Origin of the sequence: Spirochaeta isovalerica, assembly GCF_014207565.1 — a bacterium.
Taxonomy (GTDB): domain Bacteria; phylum Spirochaetota; class Spirochaetia; order DSM-2461; family DSM-2461; genus Spirochaeta_F; species Spirochaeta_F isovalerica.
Window position 1 is genome coordinate 93391 of sequence record NZ_JACHGJ010000008.1, and the last position, 22747, is coordinate 116137.

The window sequence follows — 22747 nt, forward strand, 5'->3', positions numbered from 1 at the left end:
CAGATTGATAGTTAGATACATCTGGGGGAAAACAGTTTTATTCAGGATTATTCATGGAATTCCGTATCCGCGCTAACATTTCCTCAATAGATTTTATGGCCTCTCCATCGAGTCCCAATTCGGCTCCCCTTTTCTTCAAATCAAAAGGCAGACCCTGATTTTCCGCATCGAAAGCTTCTTTCACTATTATGTTAATGACTTCGATTTCCTCTTTTGCTTCGGGAGAGACTTCTTCTTCAGAAGCGAAGAAAGATTCCCAATAATCTCCCGGAAACGACATACCCATATCCTTTTCCATGACGGTGTATAAAGGCATGGAAAAGATATAGTCCGGTTCTTCAGGAAGCTCGTAATCGTTAACCAGTTTACATAATTCCCTGTATCCTTTCAGAGTCATGGAAGAGAAATAGGCTTCTTCCGTTTCGCTATTGAAATATATCTCACTGAAGGGAAAGGGGTCATTGGATTTTGCCTTAAGACGAACAATTCCCGACGATTCATCAATATTGAATTTTTTAGAAAGCGCGTATGGATCAAAATCGAGAAGAATGATTTCCATCCAGTTTTTTTCGACAAGTTCTTTCTTGTTTATTACCAGTGGTGATTCCATGGTTTGATCTATCTGAAAAAAACAGCCGTAGTATTTATGAATGAAAGATGTAAAATCTTCAGCTTCGTAAAGCTCTTCATCCATCAACCGCATCAGGTCCAGCAGATGGTAGGCAAATGAACCTTTATACTGACGGATTATGCCATAGGAGACCCAGATTCCCTCTTCCAGTGGGAAAAGGAGAGATATAATAGGTTTATCAGTATCCATACCGGCCATGTTTCTCGAATGGAGCAGCATGGTCTTTTCCGTAAGCTGATCCTCAATAACCAGGACATCATCATCTTTTTTCTCTCTGATATAAAAAAGACTCCAAATAGGCTGGTGTTTTTTCCAATACTTCAGATATCCATTATGAATCGGAAAAAGAGACTCCTTTTCATTCCTGGCGAACTTGATTATAAGTTCAGGATCGAGAAGGACACGGGAAAAAAGCCAGGCGGCGATCATCATTTTCACATAATTATCGGGAAATCCGTCGAAACTATCCATGTAGGGACCGTGAATATTGGCAAACGCTTTATCCAGTTTATATTTTCTGATACCCCACCCGAAGACCCTGTCTTCCAGATGTTCCAGTTGCCGGTTGAACTCACGGGCGGCTGCCCTCTCTTTTTCATACATGGTTTGATTATACTGGTTCCTGGAATTATTGCGAAGAGGTAAAATTCAATAGACAGTCCCATACAATCGCTAATTCCCCGGCTATTGCAACAGCCGGTCCACCTGCTGGACCAGGTAATGGGGTAATGATAATAGCCGATACTTCACGTCTCCCTTGGGAGTGATTCTGTTCTCGTTGAAAACAGAGGGTTTATCGGAATTAAAACGAATGGCTAGGGACAATCCTTTTTCTTTTGTTATAGTCTGTAATGAACGGAGACTTCCTGTCCTGCCGGACTTCACTTCGATAGGGATGATTCCGCCATGTCCGTCTGTAATGAGGTAGTCTACCTCGGCCGATGCCCCCCGGCTCTCTCTTGTCCAGTAAAATAATTCCGGTTCCCGATAGGAAGGAAACTGATGATAGAGCTGCTGTCCGATAAATTGCTCCGCTAAAGTGCCCCTGTTAACAAAGTTCAGATCCTCGGCATTTTCAGTCTCTACAGGATTAAGCCCCAATTGCGTGAGACACAGTCCGATATCCAGATGGAGCGGTTTATAATATCGCTCGTTTTTTTCCGCAGCCAGAGGGATACCATTGGCAGATGAGTGAAATACAAGTGTCAGCACTTTTGCCAGGCTCAACTGCTCAATAGCCGAAGAAACCTCATTGGCTCGAACGTTCGGGATAATATGTGAGTAAATGACTTTTTTTCCCAGTTGAGCCGGAAGCGATTCAAAAACCTTTCTCAGGAGAACCGTATCGGTCTTTCCTTTGTACTTATTGAAATCGAGAATAAATGTCTCGATAATACTTGATTTTATCCGCTCCACATCCCTCAGGCTTCCCGATTCCCTGTAGGCGGCAATGGCTTCGGGCATACCGCCGATGATTGTATAAAGGCGGACCAGTTTGTTTAATTGTTCATGAACAACATCCGGCACGGCCTCATCGAGCGAATATTTGTTCAGAAATTCCAGTGCCCGCTTATGATCCAGGACCGAAATAAATTCCTCAAAGGAAAACGGTCCCATATAATATAGTTCTATCCGCCCGACCGGTAAGGAAAAATCCGGTTGAGCGAGCGTAAATTCCAGAAGGGATCCTGTAGCGATAACAGCCAGTTCTGGAATTTCTTCATAGAAATAACGAAGCAGGCCGAGAAGTTGGGGAACAGCCTGAATTTCATCAAAAAAAAGCAGCGAATTGTCCGGAGAAATATCCCTATTGAGTTCAAATTCGATGGCTTCAATCAGTTTTCGAGGGTTATTCGACGCAACCAGAGATGTAAAGGACCAGGCCTTTTCCATATTGAGTTCTATTAATTCCAGGCCGGATTGTTCTGCAAAGATTCTGACAGCTGTTGTTTTTCCGATTTGTCTCGCTCCGCGAATAAGCAGAGGTTTTCTCTTCCGCCCTCTTTTAAACCATTCGTCAAAATATTGAAGACACTTTCTATGTAAATGCGTACTCACTGGTTTACCCCATTATAAATCAACAATAATGATATTTTTATAGGCAATTTTATCACAAAAACTGCTAAATATAAAGGCAATATCGTTTTGAATCAAATTCCCCCATTCATATTCCCTAAGGATGCGCTACAATAATTCTATGGATCGTAAAACGGTAGATTACTACAATAGAAAAGCATCAGAAATCGCCGAAAGGTACAATTCCATAGAGAGTCCTCTCAAATCACTCATTCACCTGCTCTTTAAAAAAGGCGACAGGATCCTGGATATCGGTTGCGGAAGCGGACGGGATACGGCCCTGATGCTCGGAGGGGATCTCGATGCCTACGGCGTTGATCCCGGAGACGTCCTGTTGACAGAAGCCGAAAGGATATACCCTGAACTCTCGGGCCGCTTATTCCGGGGAAGCCTGCCGGATCTGCCGTCGAGGCTCCCCTCGCCTTTTGATCATCTGTACATGTCTGCGGTTATTATGCACATTCCCGATAAGGAGCTGCACTCCTGCGCTATCGCCTTGAGAAATCTGCTAAATCCCGGCGGGACGCTGGTTCTATCTCACTGTCCGCAGAGGGAGGGACTCGGCGATGATAAACGCGATGAGAGCGGCCGCTTGTTTATCCTCAGGTCTTCAGATCAGATTGCGAGTTTATTCGAGGGACTGGGGTTCCGGAAAAAGCAGCTGTTTCAGAATAGGGATGCTCTGGGGAGAGAGGGAATTGTGTGGGAGACTCTGGTTCTGGAGTATGGGGGTGAAGATGTGTTTTCCCGTAAGAAGTGAATTATTCTCTGATTACATCAGAGATTTGCATAATTGAACAGAAAATGCAATCAGAAGCAATATAAATCGTGTTTATAACCCAAAAGAGGAGAATAACGATTATGCTCAATTGCAAAGCCATAGAAAATACGTCAACTATAGTTGACATCTACTCTGAAGTTGAATTATTTTTAGTATTAACAGAGAAGAGTAATTAAAGTGCCCATATCCGGAAAGGAGATGGTCAGAAAGTATAAGCAGGAGGGTTGGACTCTCGACCATTTTGAACTGCTTAAGGAGTTACAAAAATGACTTATCACTTTGAAATCCATAAAGAGGAAGATGGGTACTGGGGCGAGTGCAAGGAATTAGATTCATGTGTTTCTGAAGGTGAAAATATAGAGGAACTTGAAGCAAACCTGAAGGAAGCTCTGGAAGGAGTTTTAACCGTAGATTTCCAGGGCGAGTTTGCTCATTCCCTGCCAGATCCGAAACTCTCTGAAAATAATGCCTATATGCAGATTTCAGTATCACCTGAAGTGGCTTTTATGGTCTATTTAAGAGCCTATCGCCGCAGGAAGAAATTGACACAGAACCAGATGAAAGATGCTCTGGGCATGAGAAGTAGAAACAGCTATGTCAAACTGGAGAGACAGGGTAATCCGACATTCAAAACAGCCGGTAGAATTTTGAAAGCATTTCCCGATTTCCCTATTGAAGAATGCTTTGACAGAGTCATACGATGATTATCATCAGAACGACGGAAAAGCTTCGCAGGTAATGGCGAACCAATAAGGCAAAAGCTATGTTCGGATAAACAGTATGGATCGTTCACTCCTGTCTCAATAGAAACAAGTCAGCAAAAAAGAGAATCTCATTCCTTTTCATTATCGAAAGCTCCAGAGCGAAGTCCGTATCACCCCGACTTTGAAATGCAGAAGCATTTTCCTGTTCGACAGCCAATCCTGCCCCTTTATGCTCAAGAGTATTTATCAGTGCGCCAATTGAGGCCCTTTCGGATAAAACGGCTTCCATGATCCTGTCAATTCCGGAAAGATTATAGAAATTCGCTTCGCGAAACCTCTTTTCTATCTCTTCATCTTTCAGCCAGTCCCCGAAAATTGGAATGGTATTAAACTGAGCCCGCGAAAGATCTTTCAGTATTCCCGAATACTGCATGAAGATTTCCGAATCAATAATCTCTCTTTCATCTTCACCGTATAAACTGTTTGATCTCTGAACGATCAGCTCGCGAATCCTCTGCAGAGAATTACCTGTGGATTCCAGAAACCCTTCCCGGGTCCTGTAATAGGAAATCATATCCTGATTATTTCTGATTGATTGGGCTAAGAACCGAATATGAGATTCCAGCTTTTCATATATGGCCTTTGAAGAGGGGCTATCTGTCCATAAAAGAGTTCCTGAGGACAGGCGCTCCATCGATTTACTTGTTTCTGAAATGGTCTGGTTGAGAAATCTAATGCTGCTGTTCTCTGAGAATAGCTGGAAAGTGTTCCCGAGGATATATATGCATATTGTTATATATATTTTTTTCATTATGATATAAAGATACTAATAGGATAGTGTTTCTGTCCACCTGGTAGGACTTAATCCTGTTTCAGGAAAACTTAAATATTGGGAACGGCATAAAAGAAGTTGATATAATGACTGTATTCTTTTTTTAAACTGCACGACTAAAAACAATCGTTGAGGTTTATTTCGGGGAAGGCTTTTTTTACCAGGCTGATGGATTCCATTGTGGGGTTTCCGGGAGTTTCCAGGCGGACATAGCTGTTCCTGTTTTTCAGTCCGATCCTTTTCTGAGCCTGTTCCAGAGTCAAATTACGGGAAATTCGGTAATGACGAACCAGCAAGGCAAAGGCTATGTTCGGTTGGACAGGAATCCGGATATATCTCTCATCTCTGTCGAGTTTTTTATCGGGGAGAGGGAACACCTGACTGGAGCCGGGCGGTTCATTCAGATAGAGGTTCAGAGCATCTTCCAGGCGGGATTTTAACTCTTCGAGCGTTTTACCATCGGAAAGACATCCTTTGAGTTCGACACTCTCCGCCCAGAAACCGCCATCCTCTTCTTCGAAAATTTCGAAATGATATTCCAATTTACATCTCCTTCAGTAATCTCTTTTCCAGGCCTTTGCCCAGATCTCTGCTATGATTCGGAATTGTCTGGTGCCTGGTACCTTTTCGCAGCTGGACATGACTGCCGGATTGACGGATTACGGTCCAACCATTTTTTTTGTACAATTGAATCATTTTCTTACCGCTTAAGGGCATATGAAAGCCTTTATCACTTTCACCTTTAATATACACATATATGTGTATATTGTCAAAATTGTGCTGAAGGTGCACAGAAAAATAAAATCGGGTCTATGTTTGCTCGGGTTCATGGTTATAAAAACAAGGTAAAAATAGTTGCTGATTTAAAATCAATGATAAAAGGTATTAGACAAGTCCAGTGAATGTTAAATTTTATAAAAGAAAGGAGACTGAACAATAAAACAATCGTGAGGTTTATTTCGGGGAAAGAGATATTCAGATAAAAACTATTTTTCACGTTGATACTTCTTTTTAAATTATTTTTCATGGATTATAATGAAATTTCACAGGAGAATACATTATTTTGGATTTTCAGGACCTTTAGGAGACTCTGGTTTCTCTACGAATGGTTGTCCAGTAAAAAGCTGAATCTGCCTGATCTGGAAACAGGGAATTTCGTACCGGTTATCAATCCTGAATTGCAATTTGCCCTTCCCGGTAAAAAAGTCCATCGCCAGAGAGTTCTCGATAACATGCCGGGAACTCCCGGATTCTGCCCCCTGGTGCGGAGAACACCTTTGCTGGAAGAATACACCGGAAAGAACCTTAAAGCACGGGCCATGGCTGTTATTGACCGCATACCTTCTGACATAATCAGCCGTACCGCATCATTTCTCCTCCTGAAAGACTCCAGAGCTTCCTACGCCATAGAAAATGAAGTTCCGCCCCACAAACGTATTGAGCGCTGGGGACAGATAATAGGCCAGGCTGGAACCAATGATCTATGTATTGAAGAGCTTATCAGGCTACAGGAAATCCTTATTGGCGATTCTCGATTTATCAAAACAGGATTACGCAGGGAAGGCGGTTTTGTGGGAGAACACGATCGGGAAACCGGAACACCCATTCCCGAGCATATAAGCGCATCGCACCGGGATCTTTCTGATCTACTGAAAGGGTTGACAAGTTATGCTTTACGAACCAGGGGAAATATGGATCCCGTCATTGCTGCCGCAGTTCTGGCCTTCGGTTTTATTTACATCCATCCCTTCAGTGATGGCAACGGAAGGATCCACCGCTATCTGATACACCATATTCTGGCAGAGAACGGCTTTAATCCCCCCGGTCTGGTCTTCCCTGTATCGGCTGTCATCCTGGACCGGATTCAGGAGTACAGAAAAACACTCCTGGGATATTCATCCCGTCTTCTTCCCCTCATTCAGTGGGAGCCGACAAAAGACAATAATGTGGTGATAAAAAACGAAACAGCTGCTTATTACCGTTTCTTTGATGCTACACCTCACGCCGGATTTCTCTATTCCTGTGTGGAAAGAACTATTGAACTTGATCTTCCCGAAGAAGCCCGGTTTCTTCAACGCTATGACAGCTTCAAAAGAAGCATTGAGGAAATAGTTGAAATGCCTTCCAGAACGGTTGATCTTCTCTTCCGTTTTCTGAAACAGAATAACGGAACCCTCTCAAAGCGCGCAAGAGAAAAAGAGTTCAGGAAACTAACAGATGGGGAGCAGGCTGCAATAGAAGAGATCTTTAAAAGAATATTTGAATAACTCCTCAGTCATTTTCGAGATGATATTGCGAGACGTTTCTAGTGATTTCATAAATCCGTCTTCAGAGCAATGTTACCGGAGAATATAGAGGCTGGAATTAAAAAAGCCAATAGGATTATTTCTTGTCAACAATGAGAACCCAGTATACGTTTATAGCAGTAGATAAATAGTATTAGAGAACAGAGCGATAATTGATAACATACGATTCTTTCAAAAAAGCAGTTAAAGACCTCTCTTTCGGAAAAAAAGTAGGACAGCATGTTTACACGCTGATAGATGATGTAAAAAAAGAATCTGCAGAACTGAAAGAATTGCTGAACCGCGTGCTTCCAGCAGATGAGACAGAATACAATCTGGTAAAGTTCTTTAAGAATGAGTTTAAACTTTCACTTCTATCCTACCCTACCTTCTGGGAAGAGCTTCATCCGGCTCTTGATGAATCACTGACTATTGATCTCAGTACCGGAAAATCAAGAATTGTCAGTTTTAAGAATAAAGAGAATAAGCCAATCCTCCACCGCAAGGAAACTTTCATCCATTCTACGAGACCGGAATATATTCTTTATTCCCGATTAACAGAAGAAGAAGAAAAACTAGGTCTCTATAAAGAAAAGTCCACAATCGGTTATTCCCATGGATGGCAGAAAGTTCTATTGGAAAAAGGTATCTCAATAAAAAGCCATGAAATTACAGTATCGGAACCTTCACATCTCGATAAAAATGCTGAAAAAAAGATTGATAGACACAAAACAGCGATTTCCCGAAATAACTTCTCAAAACCGATTCAGTTTTTATTAAAACATAATCTTCTTACTGAATACAAAACGCTGTTTGACTATGGCTGTGGTTTGGGAGATGATGTTCAAACTGGAATAGGTTGGGGCATTGGAGGTATTTTATGTATTGTGATCTGGAGATCATGGTTTCAGTTATTGATAACTTCCTTCAAGAGTAATTTTTTCTTAAATCCCCCCCGTTCTTTTAATTTTTTTAATCGAATTGTCTCCATCTCTTGAGGAGAAGATTTTTTTAATTCCAGAATGGCGAGAATTACTTCAGTAATATCTGCAAGCTCACTGATATTATCATCTGCCAGAAATTCATCTACCTCTTCCTGCAGTTTTCTATAAAGGAATTCCTTGTATTCCATATCTGATAAAACTCTTGTAACACAGTCTTTTCCGGAGTTTTTTATGATTGCAGGAATTTTATCCCGTATTAATTTATCATATTTGATTTTTTTATCCAAAATTGTTCTCCCTACCTCTTTTATTAAAGATCCTGATAGTACTTATCCCGATCAGCAAGCATTTTTTCTTTCAGTTCTTTTATATACTCTCCAGATCTGAACTCTTCTCTGAGTTTAGGGTGCCATGAGATACACTTCAGATCTTTCGAATATGACATAAAACGCTTACGCTCGAATTTTTCAAAAGGATTCTGGAGGATACTTCTCAGCAGGAGTTTGTCATCCATCAAGTAAGATTTATCATTGTACGGGCAGTTGGTGCGATCTACGGTCATATTATTTTCATGTCGTTCCAGATAAAAAGCCCTGTATCTAGCCATCAAGATGTTGATGTCGGCTTCTCCATCTTCATTCATGACTTCTAGAAAGGCTAATATAAAAAATATTTTGTAGCTGAAGGTATATGTTCCTTCTTCGATAAAATCCCGAAAATCATCAACCAAAGTATGTTCCCCATGCTCCTTGAGTCCTTTGGTTTCCCGAATTCGGAGCATACTATCGGGATGAAATAAATGAATGGTACTTCTTCCCATTGGAATACTCTGATCGGGAATGATATCACCTTTCCCGATCCATGAATTGACTGTTCCGGTAGATACAAACAGCTCTCGTGCCAGCTGTTCATTCGAAAGATAATTCTCATAGATTTTCTGCCAGGTGAAAATATCAATAGGATTCAGAGCCATGACTGTTTCATGGGTCGTATCGATTTCAATTAACTCCCGGCTCTTATCTGGTGCCTGTCCAACCAGAACACCCCAGGGCAGATACTGAAACGATTCAAACAAAGTGTGAAGGGTCCATGGTGAGTTGCGAACCTGGCCGAAAGCACCATAAGTATCTACTACATCGATTACATATAAGAATTCTTTTCCAGGATGGGGTCGAGTCCCCCGGCCGAGCTGTTGAGTGTAAAGGACTTTGGAAAGAGTCGGCCGGGCCATTACAAGAACAGAAGTATTGGGAGCATCCCATCCTTCGGTTAAAAGACTGCATGTACAAAGGAATTGAATTTTCCCTTCCATGTATTCTTCAATTTTTTTCTCCCGATCTTTATCTTTCCCATCCACCGATGCCGCTTTTATATTATTTTCATTGAGTAAAGCGGCCATCTCTTTCGCGTGTTTGACATTTACGCAGAATACTACCCCCTGTTTATCCGGCAGTTCTTTACCGAAATATTCAGAAACACAGCGTGCAATCAAATCATTCCGGGAAGAGACCGATACAGCTCTTTCAAGATCACTCCCGACGTAATCTCTTCTGTTAAATCGGATTTCCGACAGATCGATACTGGATTCAAGCCGGAACGCACGGATCGGAGCCAGTAAACCTTTTTCTATGGCTTCTTTCAGGTCCAGCCGGGGTTTATAGGTACTGAAAATATCTTCCAGGCGCTTTTCATCGAGACGCTGATCTGTCGCCGTCATACCCAGCAGAAAATCGGGTGAAAAGTATTCCAGAACTCTTCGCATGACCGGAGCAGCAGCATGATGTGCTTCATCTACAACAATATAGTTGAAAGTATCTGCTTCGAATCCATTATATCTGTTGGCGATTCCTCCATAGGTTAAAATCTGAGGCTTTCCTATGCGGCCATTATATTCTTCAATCTCTCTTTTCCACTGTCGAACAAGATCAAGAGTTGGAACAAGAATAAGAGTTGTAAAATCATCCCTCTCATTTCTGAACTGTGCGATATCTTCACAGGCGATTCTGGTTTTCCCCGTTCCTGTCGGAAGCAGGACCAGTGCTGCTGTTTTTCCTTTTTCTCTATCTGTTTTTAAATCTTCAAGGTAATCCTTCTGATGTGTATGGAGGGCAACCCGGCGATTGGAGATAATACTGGTCTGGATTTATACTGATCGAGTGGACCGATGGCCTCTTTCAGCTCCTCAATCATCACTCCCTGATTCAAAAGGGCCCGAGTATCCCAGCGGAAAAGTCTGCCCCCATTGAGAATAACGGAGTTCTGTTTTTCCAGATTACGCCTATAGCGGCTTTTTTTAATGATAAATGGATGATGATAAGTCACTCCATTTTCTTCTATAGCAAGCCAGGTTCCATCTTTTTTAAACATAGCATAATCGATGTACCCGGTTTTCCCTTTGTTTGTAATGAGGGGATATTCACGAACCAGGTATTTCAGCGCTTCTGTTCCATAGGCGTCTTCAAAGCATTTTTCGAAAAGATACTCCAGGGGGGATGGATCGATACTGGTACCGGACCGGTCATAGGTTTTAAAGCTAATAAAATCGGTAGTTTCTGCCGCCAGATCCCGATTATTAAGCCAGGGAATGTCCGGATCTCCTTCGAGATATCGCAGGACTTCACCTCCTCCGGACATCAATCTGTTCTGGCTTAGACAATAATGATGGTAATCAAACTCCATTGAAAAGATTTCCGGATGATCAATGATGATTGTCCGGTTAAGGTTTTCATTTTTGAAAACTGTGGCTATTTCTTTTCCGGAACAGGAGATTTTGTCTATGAGGTTGTATTGATTTATATTATTTTTGAAAATCATAAAAAATAGACCTATCCTACCGATAATTTCGCAGCTTCATCCCAAAGATATGGTGGCAGGGGTTCCTGAAGTTCCCAAGTAATATTCATCGGTTGCTGGCCGTAGGTTGAACGGAAATAAACCTCACCCAAATTCACATAAGAGATGGTTCTACCATACTCATCTTTATTCTGTTCCCGAACAAAAAGCAAAATTTTCTTTCCAGTATCTTCATGATTGATATAGGACAGACCCTTCCCTTTGTCAGGTCGAGCTGAATTTTGAGATTGCCAATGGAAAAGATACTCGTTAATAGCATAATCATTGTAAAGAGTGGTTGGTGAATAATGTTTTTCAAGTTTATTCAATGTAACAAACAACAACTCAATATTGAGGTTTTCAATTAAAATCACCCCTTCTCGACTGCTCGATCGTTTTTCAAAACTATGTTCTCCAAAGGCAGCGAGAATCTGATCGCGACTGTATCGTCCATGAATTTGTAAAGCAATTTCGGCTCCCAATTTCATGGGCATTTCAGACGTTTCCAGATCTCCTAGAATTAGTAAAAGAACTTCGAGACATTCCTTCTTCAATGACTCATCTTGAAGAGCTTTGAAACCATCAGAAATAGTCTCAAAACCTTCATCTTTTCCCGGTTTATTCCAAAAATCATAATAAGCCATTAGTGCCATTTGATTTTCGATTTCCGTTGATTGATCCCAAGTGAAATCATTACTTATTAATTTTGCAACGAACTTCAAATAGGATCGGGATTTACAGGTAAGAAAACGATTGGCAATGGCTTTTCTGTAAACCTCTGCTAATGTAGCATTTCGTGAAACAGATGATATATTAGCTTGAAAACATAACTGATTCCATCCAGTTTTATAAACATCATCCAATCGAACTTGGGGATTGACTTTAAGAAAATTCCCAACATTTAGATCCATCTCCGTATTATGCCTATAGTTTTGAATAAGATGAATCAATTTCCTCTTATTGATTATTGCATTCCGAATATTGTAAAGAATCCTCTCTTTAACCTGTTTTTGAAGCTGAATAGAGCACCCTAGGGGTAGTTGAGGAAAATTGTTTTGTACATCATCTACTGTCGATCTTTGATTTTTCCCAATTAAAGCTTTCATTTTAGAAGAATAATCATATTGAGAATTTCCATTTCCTACAAAGTCCAAAACCGTAAGACAATCTTTGTTATCACTCAGGCGAAGTCCTCGCCCTAATTGCTGCAGGAAAATAGTTAAACTTTCTGTTGGCCGTAAAAACAGCAAGGTATCAACCTCGGGGATATCAACTCCTTCATTAAATATATCAACAACAAAAAGAACATTGATGTATCCACGAACGAGTTTGTTTCGTAGTGTCTCTCTTTCTACGCTGTTATCACTAGTAAGTACATCAGCACGTATTCCTTTTTGATTAAATTGATCGGACATATATTGAGCATGTGCTTTTGTAACGCAATACCCCAAAGCTTTACTGTTGTGAATGTTATCGAGTATGTCATCCATGTTTCTTAATATGTGATCGACACGCTGTCTGTCATCGGTGTACACATTTGTCAATTCAGATTTCGCATATTGGCCATTTATCCATTTAACGTTGGAAATGTCTGTTGTATCCTCAATTCCAAAATACTGAAAAGGACAGAGATGCCTTTGATTGATAGCATCAGCCAAACGCAGTTCAGCAGCAATCGTTCCACAAAAATCATCGAGAATATTGGCATCATCCATACGCTCCGGAGTCGCTGTTAATCCTAAAAGAATTTCAGGTTCAAAAGTATCGAGAATCGGTCTGTAGGATTTTGCTGCGATATGGTGGACCTCATCGATAATAATAAAATCATAAAATTCCCGACTTAAAAGAGCTATAGATTCCTTCTGACTGTTAAAAGTCTGTACAGAAACAAAAAGCTGTCGATGATGATCTGGAATTTCACGATCGACCCATAATTCTCCAAATGAAGGATTCCGTAAAACTGCCCGAAATGTATTCCTTGCCTGCTTGAGGATTTCGACTTTATGAGCAACGAAAAGTAATTTAGCCTCTCGATTTTCTTTATAGTAATTCTTGAAATCAAAAGCCGAAATAACTGTTTTTCCTGTACCAGTTGCTGCTACAACGAGGTTTCGATACCGATTATGAATCTCCCGTTCTATTCTCAACCTTTCCAGGATTTCTTTCTGATGGATATGCGGCTTAAGATCGAAAAATGTTTCAGTTCCAATAATCTCTTCACCCTTTCCTTTCTTCAGAGAATGACTGAGTTTTTCATGATGAACAGGGTCTTTATGATTATATGTTTCAAATTCAGAAGAAGACCAATATGTCTCAAATGTAGAATTGAATTTATCAATTATATGAGGGATTTCCTTGGTTGTGACTTTTAGATTCCACTCCAATCCATTAGTCAAAGCTGACCGGGAAATGTTTGATGATCCGATATAAGCCGTATGAAATCCCGTATTTCTTTTAAAAATATATGTCTTGGCATGCAGCCTCTCGTTGTCACAGTTATAACTTAGTTTTACTTCACAATTTTGGAGCGAAGATAAAAAATCCACTGCTTTTTGATCTGTAGCGCCCATGTAACTTGTCGTAATTATCTTTATTCTTTTCCCAGTCTCTGCAAAATCTTTCAGTTCTTGAGAAAAGATGCGGATACCTGTCCATTTGATAAATGAAACGAGCCAATTTATTTCATCAGAAGATTGAATTTCCCGTTTAATCTCGCTTTCCAGACTAATTCCTGTATTGGAGCCGGTGAAAAGTTCACTCTGAGTGAGACCGGTAATAGGTGTAATTTTGGCCACATACTTCTTCAGATCCTGAGCAACAGGATTTTCAGTAGAATAGAGCGCTTTTAAAAGTTCACCTGATGTATCTAAAAGATTTTCATGAAAGGTTGATTCTTCCAGTTCATTTGAAAGCCAGAGAATAAGAGAGTTAGAAAGTTTAATCTGTTTTTCAATCCGCTGTTCATCCGATATGGGAAAAGAATCCAGTGCTACCTTCAAAATCTGAGTCAGATACCGGCTTAAATATATCGCGGCTTCATGAGTGTCTATTTGTTGCTTTTTTATATAATAGCTGGATTCGTATTTCTGAAGTTTTTTTTCAAAGAGAGTTGTTATTAGTTGCTCATAAATTCCGGTTTGCATCTCGTATCCATAATAAAGCATCTGAGTTTTTCCGCCATAAGAAAAATTCCTATATTGAGAAAAAGTCCTAGGCTTTTTCCACCTTCTGACAAGCGATTGCAAGGGCGCGAAGCGGTCCGGCTCCGCCGAACGGAACCCCTGAAAAGCGCGGTCCCGCCCGTCGGGGCGGGATGGTAGCCAACCTCCCCCCGGATTTCACCGCCCCAACTCCTCCACGTTTTTCATGACCCACAGATTGGCGGGATGATTGATATCTTTCGAACCCAGAACCATGGTAAATTTCTGGTCGATCAACTCCAGCTGTATATCGAACTTCTCCACCTCCCAGCGCCGCCAGTAATAGTTTTTCCAGGACCGCATCGTAATAGCACCGAATTTCTTCCGGTCCTTTTCAATGGCCTTCAGACGCCCTTTCATCTCTTTGTCCGCCTGGAACCGCTGTGCATCGGGTTCCCGGGAATGAAACAACTCCAGCTCCATGGCCAGCCACAGGAATCCTTTTAATCTACTCATTGAACAGTACCACTCCTATCTTTCTCAAAATCTGTCCCACATCCCGGTAGAGGGAGAAGTCGTTTGTTTCGTTGTCCACAGAAAAGCAAAGAGCATGCCAAAAAAATAATTGCTGAATATCGTTTTAAAAGTGTTCAGATAGAAACATCAATATCCATAATTTTTATAAACCACAATTTTTCTTGTGATAAACCAAAAATTTACCCAAATCCTATGATCTTGTTCCTTCATACTGAAAAGAGAATCCAGCCGTTCCGATAAGTCCTCCTGAAAACCTTCTACCGACACCAAGGTAGGGTATAATTTGACCAGAACCTCTTCTGGTGGTTCGGCCAGAATGCTGATTCCCAGATTCAGGAAGAAATAAAAAATCAACAAACTTATTGCCACATATCCTTTACATATATTACTATTTGTATAGGATGCGTGGCGTGATGATAAATAACAAACAAGTTCTTAAACTACTGGAAGACAAAAAACTCATTCGCTCGAAAGAACTAACCTCTATAGGAATGGACAGAAAAGCCATTCTGAGAATGGTGGATTCTGGAGAGCTTAGAAAAATAGCTTATGGTCTCTACTGTTCACCAGACTATATTCCCGGCCCCTATCATTCTCTGATAGAAGCTCAGAAGCTTGTAGATAAGGGAGTAATCTGTCTTACATCTGCTCTTTCCTATTATGAAATCGGTGTTCAGAATCCTTCTCTTGTATGGATGGCTATACCTCGCAATTCTTGGATTACAGAGAGACAAGATATTCCTGTTAGAATCGTCAAATTTTCTGGAAATGCCTATGAAGAGGGAATTGTTGATCGGGATATGGATGGCGTTTCCGTAAAAATATACAGCATAGCAAAAACACTGGCTGACTGCTTTAAATACAGAAACAAGATTGGAATGGAAACTGTCATAGAAGCTCTGCAGCTGGTCGTTCAGAATAATATGGCAACTATAGATGAGATTCTATACTATGCAGATATTTGCAGAGTCAGAAATGTTATGAAACCTTACCTGGAGAGTATACTTTGAAAGATATAGCCGCATCCGTTTTATCAAGATTGCTTAACATAAGTAGAGAAAACCGGGTATACCATAGGAAAAACATATACCAACGCACCACGAGCAACGGTCGACCTTTCTGAAACGGTGGGATGCAGCTACGGACTACACTTCACCCGATCTGAGCGGAGAGTTTGTTCTTCATGAGGATCTGAATATAAACGGGGAAAAACATGCTTCACATTTCAGTTTCGACTGTTTAAGTTCTGAGCCTTGAAGTGCCGCCAGAGAACTTTTCTGCCCTGAAGATTATGTTCGGTTGATAGAAAGAAACCGATTTCAAAGAAGCTATGAAGCTCTATGGAATTTGATTATTCTGTTCAGTTCATCTCTTTTTTTCTCAAGCACCATCTCAACATCATAACGGGATTGCATATTTATCCAGAATTCAGCTGAATTCCCGAAGAATCGGGAGAAACGCAAAGCTGTATCTGCCGTAATTTTCCTTTTACCATTTATAATCGCGGCTATTCTGGGCGGATCTACAAAAATAGCTTTAGCTAATGCGTAAGGTGTAATTCCCATCGGATCTAGAAACTCTTCTTTTAAAACTTCTCCAGGGGTGGATAATTCTATAAGATCATTTTCCATTACTTACTCCGTTCAATGATAGTCGACTATTTCTACTTCAAAAGCGGAGCCATTTGTCCAGATGAAGCAAATACGCCATTGATCATTGATTCGTATACTATATTGTCCCGTACGGTGACCTGTTAACGCTTCCAGTCTGTTTCCCGGTGGTATACGCAAATCATCCAAACTAACAGCATCATCAATGAAACCCAATTTTCTTCTAGCTATTTTGAATAAATCAGAAGGAAAATGCTTTACTTTTTGCCGGTTCCAAATATTAATTGTCAATTTATTCTTGAAGCTGCTAATCATTTTTAATATTAGTGCTAAATACTAATAGTGTCAAACACTAACTCCTTAAAAGAGGTATATATATCTCACAATAAAAAAATAGTTATATACTTCAAAACCGTGAAAAAAGAGGAATTTTTATAGTTTTTCACGGTTTTGGCTCAATATAAGCCAATATTACGACGCTTTCCGGGAATTCGACAGAGCGGGAAAAACATTGATACTGTTTATCGGAAAATGATGAGATTGATAAATTACCGCGAATGAAAGGCTTTTACCATATGAGCTTCTTTGTACAAATTCGGGACTTGACCTTTCAGTCAGAAACATCCTGTTTCTTCCCTACAGGCCGTCTCCATCTCCTTACGCAGCCATCCATGGCTGCTTTTCCTCGCCCTTGCTCGGCGGAGATTCCGCGGTTCAAGTCCCTTCGCATGAGATTATAAAAACAAAAGGTTCCCACGAATGGAAACCTTTGATTTTTTAGTAGTGGCGAAGGGACTTGAACCCCTGGCCGATCGGATATGAGCCGATTGCTCTACCAACTGAGCTACGCCACCATAATGGCATCCCGGGGAGGACTCGAACCCCCAAAGGCAGAACCAGAATCTGCAGTGTTGCCAATTACACTACCAGGATATGTTTTTACCTTGCGAATAATATACGGAAATGCTTTTTTTTGTAAAGCCTTTTTACGTTTTTCTTCTAACTTTTCGTTGCGCCGGCTTCGGCCAATATATATAATGTCCCACATGAGAATTAAACAAATATTACAGACAAAAGCGGAAGAACAGAAAATATCAGTTAAGGGCTGGGTCAGAACCAACAGGGATTCCAAAGCCAATGCCTTTATAGCCATAAACGACGGGTCCTGCATGAGCAATCTGCAGGTTTTTGTCGATAAGGAAATCGTCACCGATCAGGATGTGCTCCGCAGAGCCGCAACCGGCGCTTCCATCGAAGTAAAAGGGATTCTCGTCGAGTCTCCCGGGCAGGGTCAGTCCGTCGAAGTGCGGGCCGAAGAGATCATCATTATCGGGGACTGTCCCGAGGATTATCCCCTTCAGAAAAAGAGACACTCCAATGAGTTTCTCCGTGAGATCGGGCACCTGAGAGGCAGAACCAACACCTTCGGCGCGGTCGTTCGCGTCAGAAGCGCCATGGCTTTCGCCATCCACAAATTCTTTCAGGAGAGAGGATTCGTCAATCTCCACACGCCGATAATCACGGCAAGCGACGCGGAAGGCGCCGGAGAGATGTTCCAGGTAACCACCCTCCCCTTCGAGTCCTTCAACAGCCAGAACGGCATCGATTATTCCCGGGACTTTTTCGGCAAGAAAGCGTCCCTCACCGTAAGCGGACAGCTTTCGGCTGAGACTTACGCCACGGCCGTGGGCGATGTCTACACTTTCGGACCCACCTTCCGGGCGGAAAACTCCAACACGACCAGACACCTCGCCGAGTTCTGGATGGTAGAGCCCGAAATGGCGTTCTGCGATATCAACGGGGATATGGATCTGGCGGAGGAGTTCCTCAAATACATCATAAGCTACGTGCTGGAAAACTGCGCCGAAGACATGGAGTTCTTCAACAAGTGGGTCTGCAAAGGCATTCTCGATCAGCTTCGCGGAGTTGCATCGGCTGATTTCGCCAGAGTCACTTATACGGAAGCCATTGCGGAGCTTGAAAAAGCCAACGCCAAATTCGAGTTCCCCGTTTCCTGGGGCATCGATCTGGCTTCGGAACATGAGCGCTACCTCTCCGAAGAGGTCTACAAAAGACCGGTCATCGTCTACAACTATCCCAAAGAGATAAAAGCTTTCTACATGAAGCTCAACGAAGACGGAAAAACCGTTCGCGCCATGGATGTTCTGGCTCCGGGAATCGGAGAGATCATCGGCGGCTCCGAGAGAGAGGACAGCTACGAAACTCTTATCGCCCGCATCGACGAACTGGGGCTGAACAGAGAGGATTACGACTGGTACCTGGATTTGAGAAAATACGGAACGGTTCCCCATGCGGGATTCGGTCTGGGCTTCGAGAGAATGATCCAGTACGTTACGGGTATGGCCAATATAAGGGACGTCATCCCCTACGCCAGAACTCCCAAAAACTGTAATTTCTAAATTCCTGACCATAGGGGGGCTTCGGCCCCTTTTTAAATTCGGAGCAAAAATTGAAAAGAAGCCTATTTATTGCTGCACTATTCTTTGCATTCTCTACTCTCTTTGCCAATACATTACAGATTACGGGATATCTCCCCTCCTACAGACTGGAAAGCGCCGTCAGAGCCGTCGGTTCCCCGGTTCTGGATCTCTCCGGCTTCAGTCCCGATTATACTGCGCCCAGATACATCAGCCAGTCCAATCTGGAGTTTGCCTATACGTCATTTCCCGAAGGTTATCTCTATGAATCCATCGAATCCTGGTACGGAAATAACGTAGACCGGCTCATCTATTTTTCTGTCATCCCCAACAGCGACGGAACCCTGGACAGGATAAATGTCGACCAGAGAGATCTGAACCGGCTTAATAATATTAAGCATCTATACGGGACAGAATTAATCCTCGCCCTGTCCGGCAATTCGGTCAACTTTGTGGCTGTCAGCGAAGATGATGACACCAGAAAAAAGTTTCTCGAAGAGCTGCTCGATTACGCCCTGGCCGAGGGATTTTCCGGTATCGATTTTGATTGGGAATACCCTAAAGATGAAGAACAGCTTACGCTTTTCGAAAAGCTGATCGATGATGCGGCGCTGCTTATGTCCCCGCAGGGGCTTTCCATCAGCGCGGCGGTAAGCCGTTTCAAGCCCTTAAGCGAAGATGTGCTGGCAAAGCTGGACAGAATAAATCTTATGGCCTATGACAATTTCGGCCGGCACAGCACTTATGAGAGCGCGGTGGAAGCCAGCGAATATCTGCAGATTAAATACAATGTTGAACCGGGGAAAATCAATCTGGGGATTCCCTTTTACGGAAGGATCTTCAGCGGACTGGATCCGCAGTACTGGTCCAGAACCAAAATCTACCGGCAGCTCGTTGAGGAGTTTACCCTTTCTCCCTCTCAGGATGAAGCAGGCGGTATTTATTTCAACGGAATAGATACGGTGAAAAGAAAAACAGCCTATGCCCTGGAGCAGGGATTGGGCGGTATAATGATCTGGGAACTCGGACAGGATTCCATCGGCAGCCGTTCTCTGCTGAAAGCCATCAGGGAGGAGATTAAATGAAAAAGAAAGTTCTGATTATAGATACGGGGGGCACCATCAGCCAGAAGCCCGACAATACGGGGGTTCTCAAGCCCGCTGTAAACGAATACATCGATATGGTTCCCAATCTCGAGAATCTCGCCGATCTCTCCTTTACCAGAATGGACCGCATCGACAGCACCGATATGACGACGGAATACCGCGCGTCCATCGCTACGGAAATTTACAGACACCACCACGAGTATGACGGCTTTGTCGTTCTCCACGGAACCGATACCATGGCCGACACGGCCTGCGCTCTCACTTATATGATCCAGAATCTCGGGAAGCCCATTGTCATAACCGGCGCCCAGCTTCCCATATTCTCCCCCGGTCCCGACGGCATCAACAATCTTTATTATTCCGTGGAGGCGGCGACAAGGGATATCGGCGAAACGGTTATCTGTTTCGGCGACCGCATTTTGAGAGGATCCCGCGCGGTAAAGGAGAATACCCACGGCTTTAACGCCTTCTCCTCTCCCCGTTTGGCGCCTGTGGGAGAGCTGGGCGTTACCCTCAGCCTTCTGGATCACCGGATCAGGCGCTTTAAAGGCAATCCGGTTCTCTTTACCGATTTCGACTCGGGAATAGTCTATATGCGGCAGACCTCCGGTTCTTCCATCGATGTTCTGGACCATCTTCTGGATGCCGATCTTTCGGGAATTGTTATCGGGGGATTCGGAACGGGAAACATCCAGTCGCGGCTCATCGATACGATGAAGAAGTTCAGCGACCGGGGTATCCCCATGGTCGTGGCCACAGTATGCCATAAAGGCAGCACGATGATTGACCAGTATGCTGTCGGCAAGGCGGCTCATGAAGCGGGAGCTATAGAGGCCAAAGACCTGAGCCATCAGGCGGCTGTTCAAAAGCTCATGTATGCCTGCGGCAAAGTGAAAAAGGATTTCAGTTTATTGAATCCCAGGGATAAAAAAGAACTGATCTATTCCATTTTTACCACGCCCGTTGCCAGGGATATGGCTGAAATAGACGAATAAAAAAAAGAGTGGTTTGCGCCACTCTTTTTTATTTGATCAGGAGAATCAAGCTCCGGTTATTCCGGTAATTTTCGCCCCTGCGACTTTCACTCTGTTTCCCTCTGAATCGAGAGCGGTAAAAGAGATTCCTTTATTGGCGACTGTAAAAGTTCCGTTTTTAGTTTTAAGCTTTATTTTTGTAGGATCGGCTGAATTGAGAATGGTATTTATTGCTTTAATCTGATCATCGGTATAAGCAATTTCCCCTCTCTTTCTACCGGATTTTTTCACATCTTCTTTTTTAACTTCACGAAATGATAAATACTTTTTGGCAACCCGTTTTGTATTGTATTTCAAACCTGCCAGATTAGTTTCAATAAGCATTTTCAAATCATCATCGGATAATTTATCAAACCATTCCTGAGTATAACTCCATTTATCATTTTCAAGATGAGTTTTAATAAACTCTGCTTTTTTCTCTTCAAAAGTTTTTCTTTTTGCCATTTTGTGCCTCTTGTTTTTAATACTGTTGTTTTAAAAGATAAACCAAGAGCAATAAAGAGTCAAAATGTTTAATACGATAACATATTAAAAAGATTTGAAATCCTTATTAATTGTTAAATTAAAAGAATAAAATGAAATCTTCCCACACTCAGAGATCCATGCTCAATTCATAAAAATCATTCACTTTTCTGGCGGAAAAAACTCTTTTCTTACTGTGAAACCTGTGCAGTTCTTTTTCATAATAGAACTCCAGTCTTTCATGAAGCTGCACATTCATTCCCGAAATGCCTTCCAGTTTGTAAATGAAAAGATATCCGCTTTCATCGCGATATTCGATTTTATCTTTGTAAAAATATAAGCAGCCCTTTCCTTTTTTGCGGAAAGCGCCTTTTTCATCGGGCATGGAATGAATAAGATTGCAATCGGAAAAGATCGGTTCTTCGCCATGATCTTTCTGGAGAATCTTTACCGCTTCTCCTTTCTGCCATTTATTCCATTCCGCCATATTATCAAAATGATCTTTGCCTTTTAAAGCGCGAAAATGTCCTTCTTCCGTATAGTGAACCGAGTATCCGCATTTGCTGCAACTGAAGTCATTTCCTTTGGATTTAAATGAACTGATGGAATGGCATTCCGGACAAAGATAAACAATCTGTTCGATGTTTTCCGCTCTTTTTCGGCTTTTGAATTTGACACCTTTTAATGTTTCAGATGTAAACTCATTATGATCCAGCGCTTCTTTCAAAGCTGAGGAAATTTCACTTATCTTCATTCTTCCCGGACGCTGTCCATCGAAGAGAATTTTATAAGTGATGACCACTTTGCCGCGGCGCAATGATGTTCCCCATCGCGGGTCCATAAGATACGCGCCTTCCAGCAGAGGAACCACGACGGGAACATTGAGCATGCGCACCAGCTTGGCCGTGGATTCAATCAGAGGAAGGGTTTCGCCGTCCCAGTTTCTCAGACCTTCGGGAAAAATTCCCACGACCCGGCCCGCTCTGGAAGCATCGGTCATCTTCTTGACTGATTTCAGATCATTCGTGTTTTTCGTTATGGGGATGGCGCCGGTCTGCCCGAGCAGAAAACGCATCAGGGGGGAACGGAACTGAGTGTCGGAAACCACATAGTGGAACTTTTCCTTTACCGGCGCATTGAGAAAAAAGGGATCAAAAAAACCGCTGTGGTTCGGCAGGACCAGATAGGGCTTCTCCAGCTTATCCACCGCCTCCTTATTGACCCAGCTTACCCTGTAATAGGGCATAACGACATTTTTAACCAGACTTCTCAGGAATTTGTAAAGCAGGGATTCCCTATAATCCTTTGTATAATCTTCTGACAAAACTTTAACCT

At 42.3% G+C, this 22747-nt stretch carries 22 protein-coding genes, 2 tRNA genes and 1 pseudogene; 8 read left to right on the forward strand and 17 right to left on the reverse strand.

What is annotated here, in order from left to right:
* Positions 1 to 37: 37 nt before the first annotated feature.
* Together HNR50_RS17495 and HNR50_RS17500 are read right to left on the reverse strand one after the other, a co-directional pair.
* Positions 38 to 1234 carry a hypothetical protein gene (locus HNR50_RS17495; protein WP_184748091.1) on the reverse strand — a complete coding sequence of 399 codons (1197 nt, stop codon included), beginning with the start codon at positions 1232 to 1234 and terminating at the stop codon, positions 38 to 40.
* 81 nt (positions 1235 to 1315) lie between these two features.
* On the reverse strand, positions 1316 to 2689 hold the full coding sequence (locus HNR50_RS17500) for a DUF4143 domain-containing protein (RefSeq protein ID WP_184748092.1): 1374 nt from the start codon (positions 2687 to 2689) through the stop codon (positions 1316 to 1318).
* Positions 2690 to 2828: 139 nt separating this feature from the next.
* Here HNR50_RS17500 and HNR50_RS17505 point away from each other — a divergent pair, with 139 nt between their 5' ends.
* Positions 2829 to 3467 (forward strand): class I SAM-dependent methyltransferase, encoded by a 639-nt coding sequence (locus HNR50_RS17505; protein ID WP_184748093.1) that lies wholly within the window; start codon positions 2829 to 2831, stop codon positions 3465 to 3467.
* 287 nt (positions 3468 to 3754) lie between these two features.
* Positions 3755 to 4192, forward strand: coding sequence for a type II toxin-antitoxin system HicB family antitoxin (locus tag HNR50_RS17510; protein WP_184748094.1), 438 nt, complete (start codon positions 3755 to 3757; stop codon positions 4190 to 4192).
* Positions 4193 to 4277: 85 nt separating this feature from the next.
* On the opposite strand, the gene HNR50_RS17515 is transcribed toward HNR50_RS17510, so the two are convergent.
* The 3 genes from HNR50_RS17515 to HNR50_RS17525 all read right to left on the reverse strand — a co-directional run bounded on the left by HNR50_RS17515 (position 4278) and on the right by HNR50_RS17525 (position 5741).
* Positions 4278 to 5003 carry a flagellin gene (locus HNR50_RS17515; protein WP_184748095.1) on the reverse strand — a complete coding sequence of 242 codons (726 nt, stop codon included), beginning with the start codon at positions 5001 to 5003 and terminating at the stop codon, positions 4278 to 4280.
* Between the two features lie 137 nt (positions 5004 to 5140).
* Positions 5141 to 5566, reverse strand: a complete 426-nt coding sequence (locus HNR50_RS17520; protein WP_184748096.1) for a type II toxin-antitoxin system HicB family antitoxin — start codon at positions 5564 to 5566, stop codon at positions 5141 to 5143.
* A 1-nt stretch (position 5567) separates the two neighbouring features.
* The gene (locus HNR50_RS17525; RefSeq protein ID WP_184748223.1) at positions 5568 to 5741 is read right to left on the reverse strand and encodes a type II toxin-antitoxin system HicA family toxin; all 174 of its coding nucleotides are present in this window, start codon (positions 5739 to 5741) and stop codon (positions 5568 to 5570) included.
* A gap of 308 nt (positions 5742 to 6049) precedes the next feature.
* Here HNR50_RS17525 and HNR50_RS17530 point away from each other — a divergent pair, with 308 nt between their 5' ends.
* Positions 6050 to 7291 carry a Fic family protein gene (locus tag HNR50_RS17530; RefSeq protein ID WP_184748097.1) on the forward strand — a complete coding sequence of 414 codons (1242 nt, stop codon included), beginning with the start codon at positions 6050 to 6052 and terminating at the stop codon, positions 7289 to 7291.
* Positions 7292 to 7482: 191 nt separating this feature from the next.
* Positions 7483 to 8307, forward strand: coding sequence for a class I SAM-dependent methyltransferase (locus tag HNR50_RS17535; protein WP_184748098.1), 825 nt, complete (start codon positions 7483 to 7485; stop codon positions 8305 to 8307).
* On the opposite strand, the gene HNR50_RS17540 is transcribed toward HNR50_RS17535, so the two are convergent.
* From HNR50_RS17540 to HNR50_RS17560, 6 genes and pseudogenes are all read right to left on the reverse strand, one after another.
* The gene (locus HNR50_RS17540; protein WP_184748099.1) at positions 8217 to 8540 is read right to left on the reverse strand and encodes a nucleoside triphosphate pyrophosphohydrolase; all 324 of its coding nucleotides are present in this window, start codon (positions 8538 to 8540) and stop codon (positions 8217 to 8219) included. The two genes, HNR50_RS17535 and HNR50_RS17540, sit on opposite strands and share 91 nt — an antisense overlap.
* Positions 8541 to 8563: 23 nt before the next feature.
* The gene (locus HNR50_RS17545; RefSeq protein WP_221439927.1) at positions 8564 to 9970 is read right to left on the reverse strand and encodes a DEAD/DEAH box helicase; all 1407 of its coding nucleotides are present in this window, start codon (positions 9968 to 9970) and stop codon (positions 8564 to 8566) included.
* 45 nt (positions 9971 to 10015) lie between these two features.
* Positions 10016 to 10396, reverse strand: a pseudogene (locus HNR50_RS22865) (DEAD/DEAH box helicase); the annotation flags it as partial.
* Positions 10324 to 11067 carry a hypothetical protein gene (locus HNR50_RS17550; RefSeq protein WP_184748101.1) on the reverse strand — a complete coding sequence of 248 codons (744 nt, stop codon included), beginning with the start codon at positions 11065 to 11067 and terminating at the stop codon, positions 10324 to 10326. The pseudogene HNR50_RS22865 and the gene HNR50_RS17550, both read right to left, overlap by 73 nt.
* An 11-nt stretch (positions 11068 to 11078) precedes the next feature.
* On the reverse strand, positions 11079 to 14228 hold the full coding sequence (locus tag HNR50_RS17555; protein WP_184748102.1) for a DUF3427 domain-containing protein: 3150 nt from the start codon (positions 14226 to 14228) through the stop codon (positions 11079 to 11081).
* 195 nt (positions 14229 to 14423) lie between these two features.
* Positions 14424 to 14741, reverse strand: coding sequence for a hypothetical protein (locus HNR50_RS17560; protein ID WP_184748103.1), 318 nt, complete (start codon positions 14739 to 14741; stop codon positions 14424 to 14426).
* A 434-nt stretch (positions 14742 to 15175) separates the two neighbouring features.
* Here HNR50_RS17560 and HNR50_RS17565 point away from each other — a divergent pair, with 434 nt between their 5' ends.
* On the forward strand, positions 15176 to 15772 hold the full coding sequence (locus tag HNR50_RS17565) for a type IV toxin-antitoxin system AbiEi family antitoxin domain-containing protein (RefSeq protein WP_221439928.1): 597 nt from the start codon (positions 15176 to 15178) through the stop codon (positions 15770 to 15772).
* Positions 15773 to 16090: 318 nt separating this feature from the next.
* Here HNR50_RS17565 and HNR50_RS17570 read toward each other — a convergent pair whose 3' ends face one another.
* The 4 genes from HNR50_RS17570 to HNR50_RS17585 all read right to left on the reverse strand — a co-directional run bounded on the left by HNR50_RS17570 (position 16091) and on the right by HNR50_RS17585 (position 17305).
* A complete protein-coding gene (locus HNR50_RS17570; protein ID WP_184748105.1) occupies positions 16091 to 16393 on the reverse strand; it encodes a HigA family addiction module antitoxin in 303 nt (100 codons plus the stop codon).
* Between the two features lie 12 nt (positions 16394 to 16405).
* Entirely contained in the window at positions 16406 to 16687 is a 282-nt protein-coding gene (locus tag HNR50_RS17575; protein ID WP_184748106.1) for a type II toxin-antitoxin system RelE/ParE family toxin, read from the reverse strand.
* A 466-nt stretch (positions 16688 to 17153) separates the two neighbouring features.
* Positions 17154 to 17226: transfer RNA gene (locus tag HNR50_RS17580), tRNA-Met, on the reverse strand.
* Positions 17227 to 17230: 4 nt separating this feature from the next.
* Positions 17231 to 17305 (reverse strand) — tRNA-Gln (locus HNR50_RS17585).
* Positions 17306 to 17409: 104 nt separating this feature from the next.
* On the opposite strand from HNR50_RS17585, the gene asnS reads away from it, so the two are divergent.
* From asnS to HNR50_RS17600, 3 genes are read left to right on the forward strand one after another with little or no spacing between them, the layout of a single operon-like run.
* On the forward strand, positions 17410 to 18792 hold the full coding sequence (gene asnS / locus HNR50_RS17590) for an asparagine--tRNA ligase (protein WP_184748107.1): 1383 nt from the start codon (positions 17410 to 17412) through the stop codon (positions 18790 to 18792).
* A gap of 50 nt (positions 18793 to 18842) precedes the next feature.
* Complete coding sequence (locus HNR50_RS17595) at positions 18843 to 19895, forward strand: glycoside hydrolase family 18 protein (protein ID WP_184748108.1); 1053 nt, start codon at positions 18843 to 18845, stop codon at positions 19893 to 19895.
* The gene (locus HNR50_RS17600; protein WP_184748109.1) at positions 19892 to 20911 is read left to right on the forward strand and encodes an asparaginase; all 1020 of its coding nucleotides are present in this window, start codon (positions 19892 to 19894) and stop codon (positions 20909 to 20911) included. The genes HNR50_RS17595 and HNR50_RS17600 overlap by 4 nt, the downstream gene beginning before the upstream one ends.
* 45 nt (positions 20912 to 20956) lie before the next feature.
* Here HNR50_RS17600 and HNR50_RS17605 read toward each other — a convergent pair whose 3' ends face one another.
* Both HNR50_RS17605 and HNR50_RS17610 read right to left on the reverse strand, forming a co-directional pair.
* Positions 20957 to 21394, reverse strand: a complete 438-nt coding sequence (locus HNR50_RS17605; RefSeq protein WP_184748110.1) for a hypothetical protein — start codon at positions 21392 to 21394, stop codon at positions 20957 to 20959.
* Between the two features lie 148 nt (positions 21395 to 21542).
* Positions 21543 to 22736 carry a lysophospholipid acyltransferase family protein gene (locus HNR50_RS17610; RefSeq protein ID WP_184748111.1) on the reverse strand — a complete coding sequence of 398 codons (1194 nt, stop codon included), beginning with the start codon at positions 22734 to 22736 and terminating at the stop codon, positions 21543 to 21545.
* Between the last annotated feature and the right edge of the window lie 11 nt (positions 22737 to 22747).

What these genes read in the sequence shown, in the direction of transcription:
- HNR50_RS17560 (WP_184748103.1), bottom strand. Translation starts at nt 14,741, where the DNA reads ATGAGTAGATTAAAAGGATTCCTGTGGCTGGCCATGGAGCTGGAGTTG.
- HNR50_RS17545 (WP_221439927.1), bottom strand. Translation starts at nt 9,970, where the DNA reads ATGACGGCGACAGATCAGCGTCTCGATGAAAAGCGCCTGGAAGATATT.
- asnS (WP_184748107.1), top strand. Translation starts at nt 17,410, where the DNA reads ATGTCCCACATGAGAATTAAACAAATATTACAGACAAAAGCGGAAGAA.
- HNR50_RS17525 (WP_184748223.1), bottom strand. Translation starts at nt 5,741, where the DNA reads ATGCCCTTAAGCGGTAAGAAAATGATTCAATTGTACAAAAAAAATGGT.
- HNR50_RS17505 (WP_184748093.1), top strand. Translation starts at nt 2,829, where the DNA reads ATGGATCGTAAAACGGTAGATTACTACAATAGAAAAGCATCAGAAATC.
- HNR50_RS17530 (WP_184748097.1), top strand. Translation starts at nt 6,050, where the DNA reads ATGGATTATAATGAAATTTCACAGGAGAATACATTATTTTGGATTTTC.
- HNR50_RS17510 (WP_184748094.1), top strand. Translation starts at nt 3,755, where the DNA reads ATGACTTATCACTTTGAAATCCATAAAGAGGAAGATGGGTACTGGGGC.
- HNR50_RS17495 (WP_184748091.1), bottom strand. Translation starts at nt 1,234, where the DNA reads ATGTATGAAAAAGAGAGGGCAGCCGCCCGTGAGTTCAACCGGCAACTG.
- HNR50_RS17565 (WP_221439928.1), top strand. Translation starts at nt 15,176, where the DNA reads ATGATAAATAACAAACAAGTTCTTAAACTACTGGAAGACAAAAAACTC.
- HNR50_RS17550 (WP_184748101.1), bottom strand. Translation starts at nt 11,067, where the DNA reads ATGATTTTCAAAAATAATATAAATCAATACAACCTCATAGACAAAATC.
- HNR50_RS17570 (WP_184748105.1), bottom strand. Translation starts at nt 16,393, where the DNA reads ATGGAAAATGATCTTATAGAATTATCCACCCCTGGAGAAGTTTTAAAA.
- HNR50_RS17575 (WP_184748106.1), bottom strand. Translation starts at nt 16,687, where the DNA reads ATGATTAGCAGCTTCAAGAATAAATTGACAATTAATATTTGGAACCGG.
- HNR50_RS17515 (WP_184748095.1), bottom strand. Translation starts at nt 5,003, where the DNA reads ATGAAAAAAATATATATAACAATATGCATATATATCCTCGGGAACACT.
- HNR50_RS17555 (WP_184748102.1), bottom strand. Translation starts at nt 14,228, where the DNA reads ATGCAAACCGGAATTTATGAGCAACTAATAACAACTCTCTTTGAAAAA.
- HNR50_RS17605 (WP_184748110.1), bottom strand. Translation starts at nt 21,394, where the DNA reads ATGGCAAAAAGAAAAACTTTTGAAGAGAAAAAAGCAGAGTTTATTAAA.
- HNR50_RS17600 (WP_184748109.1), top strand. Translation starts at nt 19,892, where the DNA reads ATGAAAAAGAAAGTTCTGATTATAGATACGGGGGGCACCATCAGCCAG.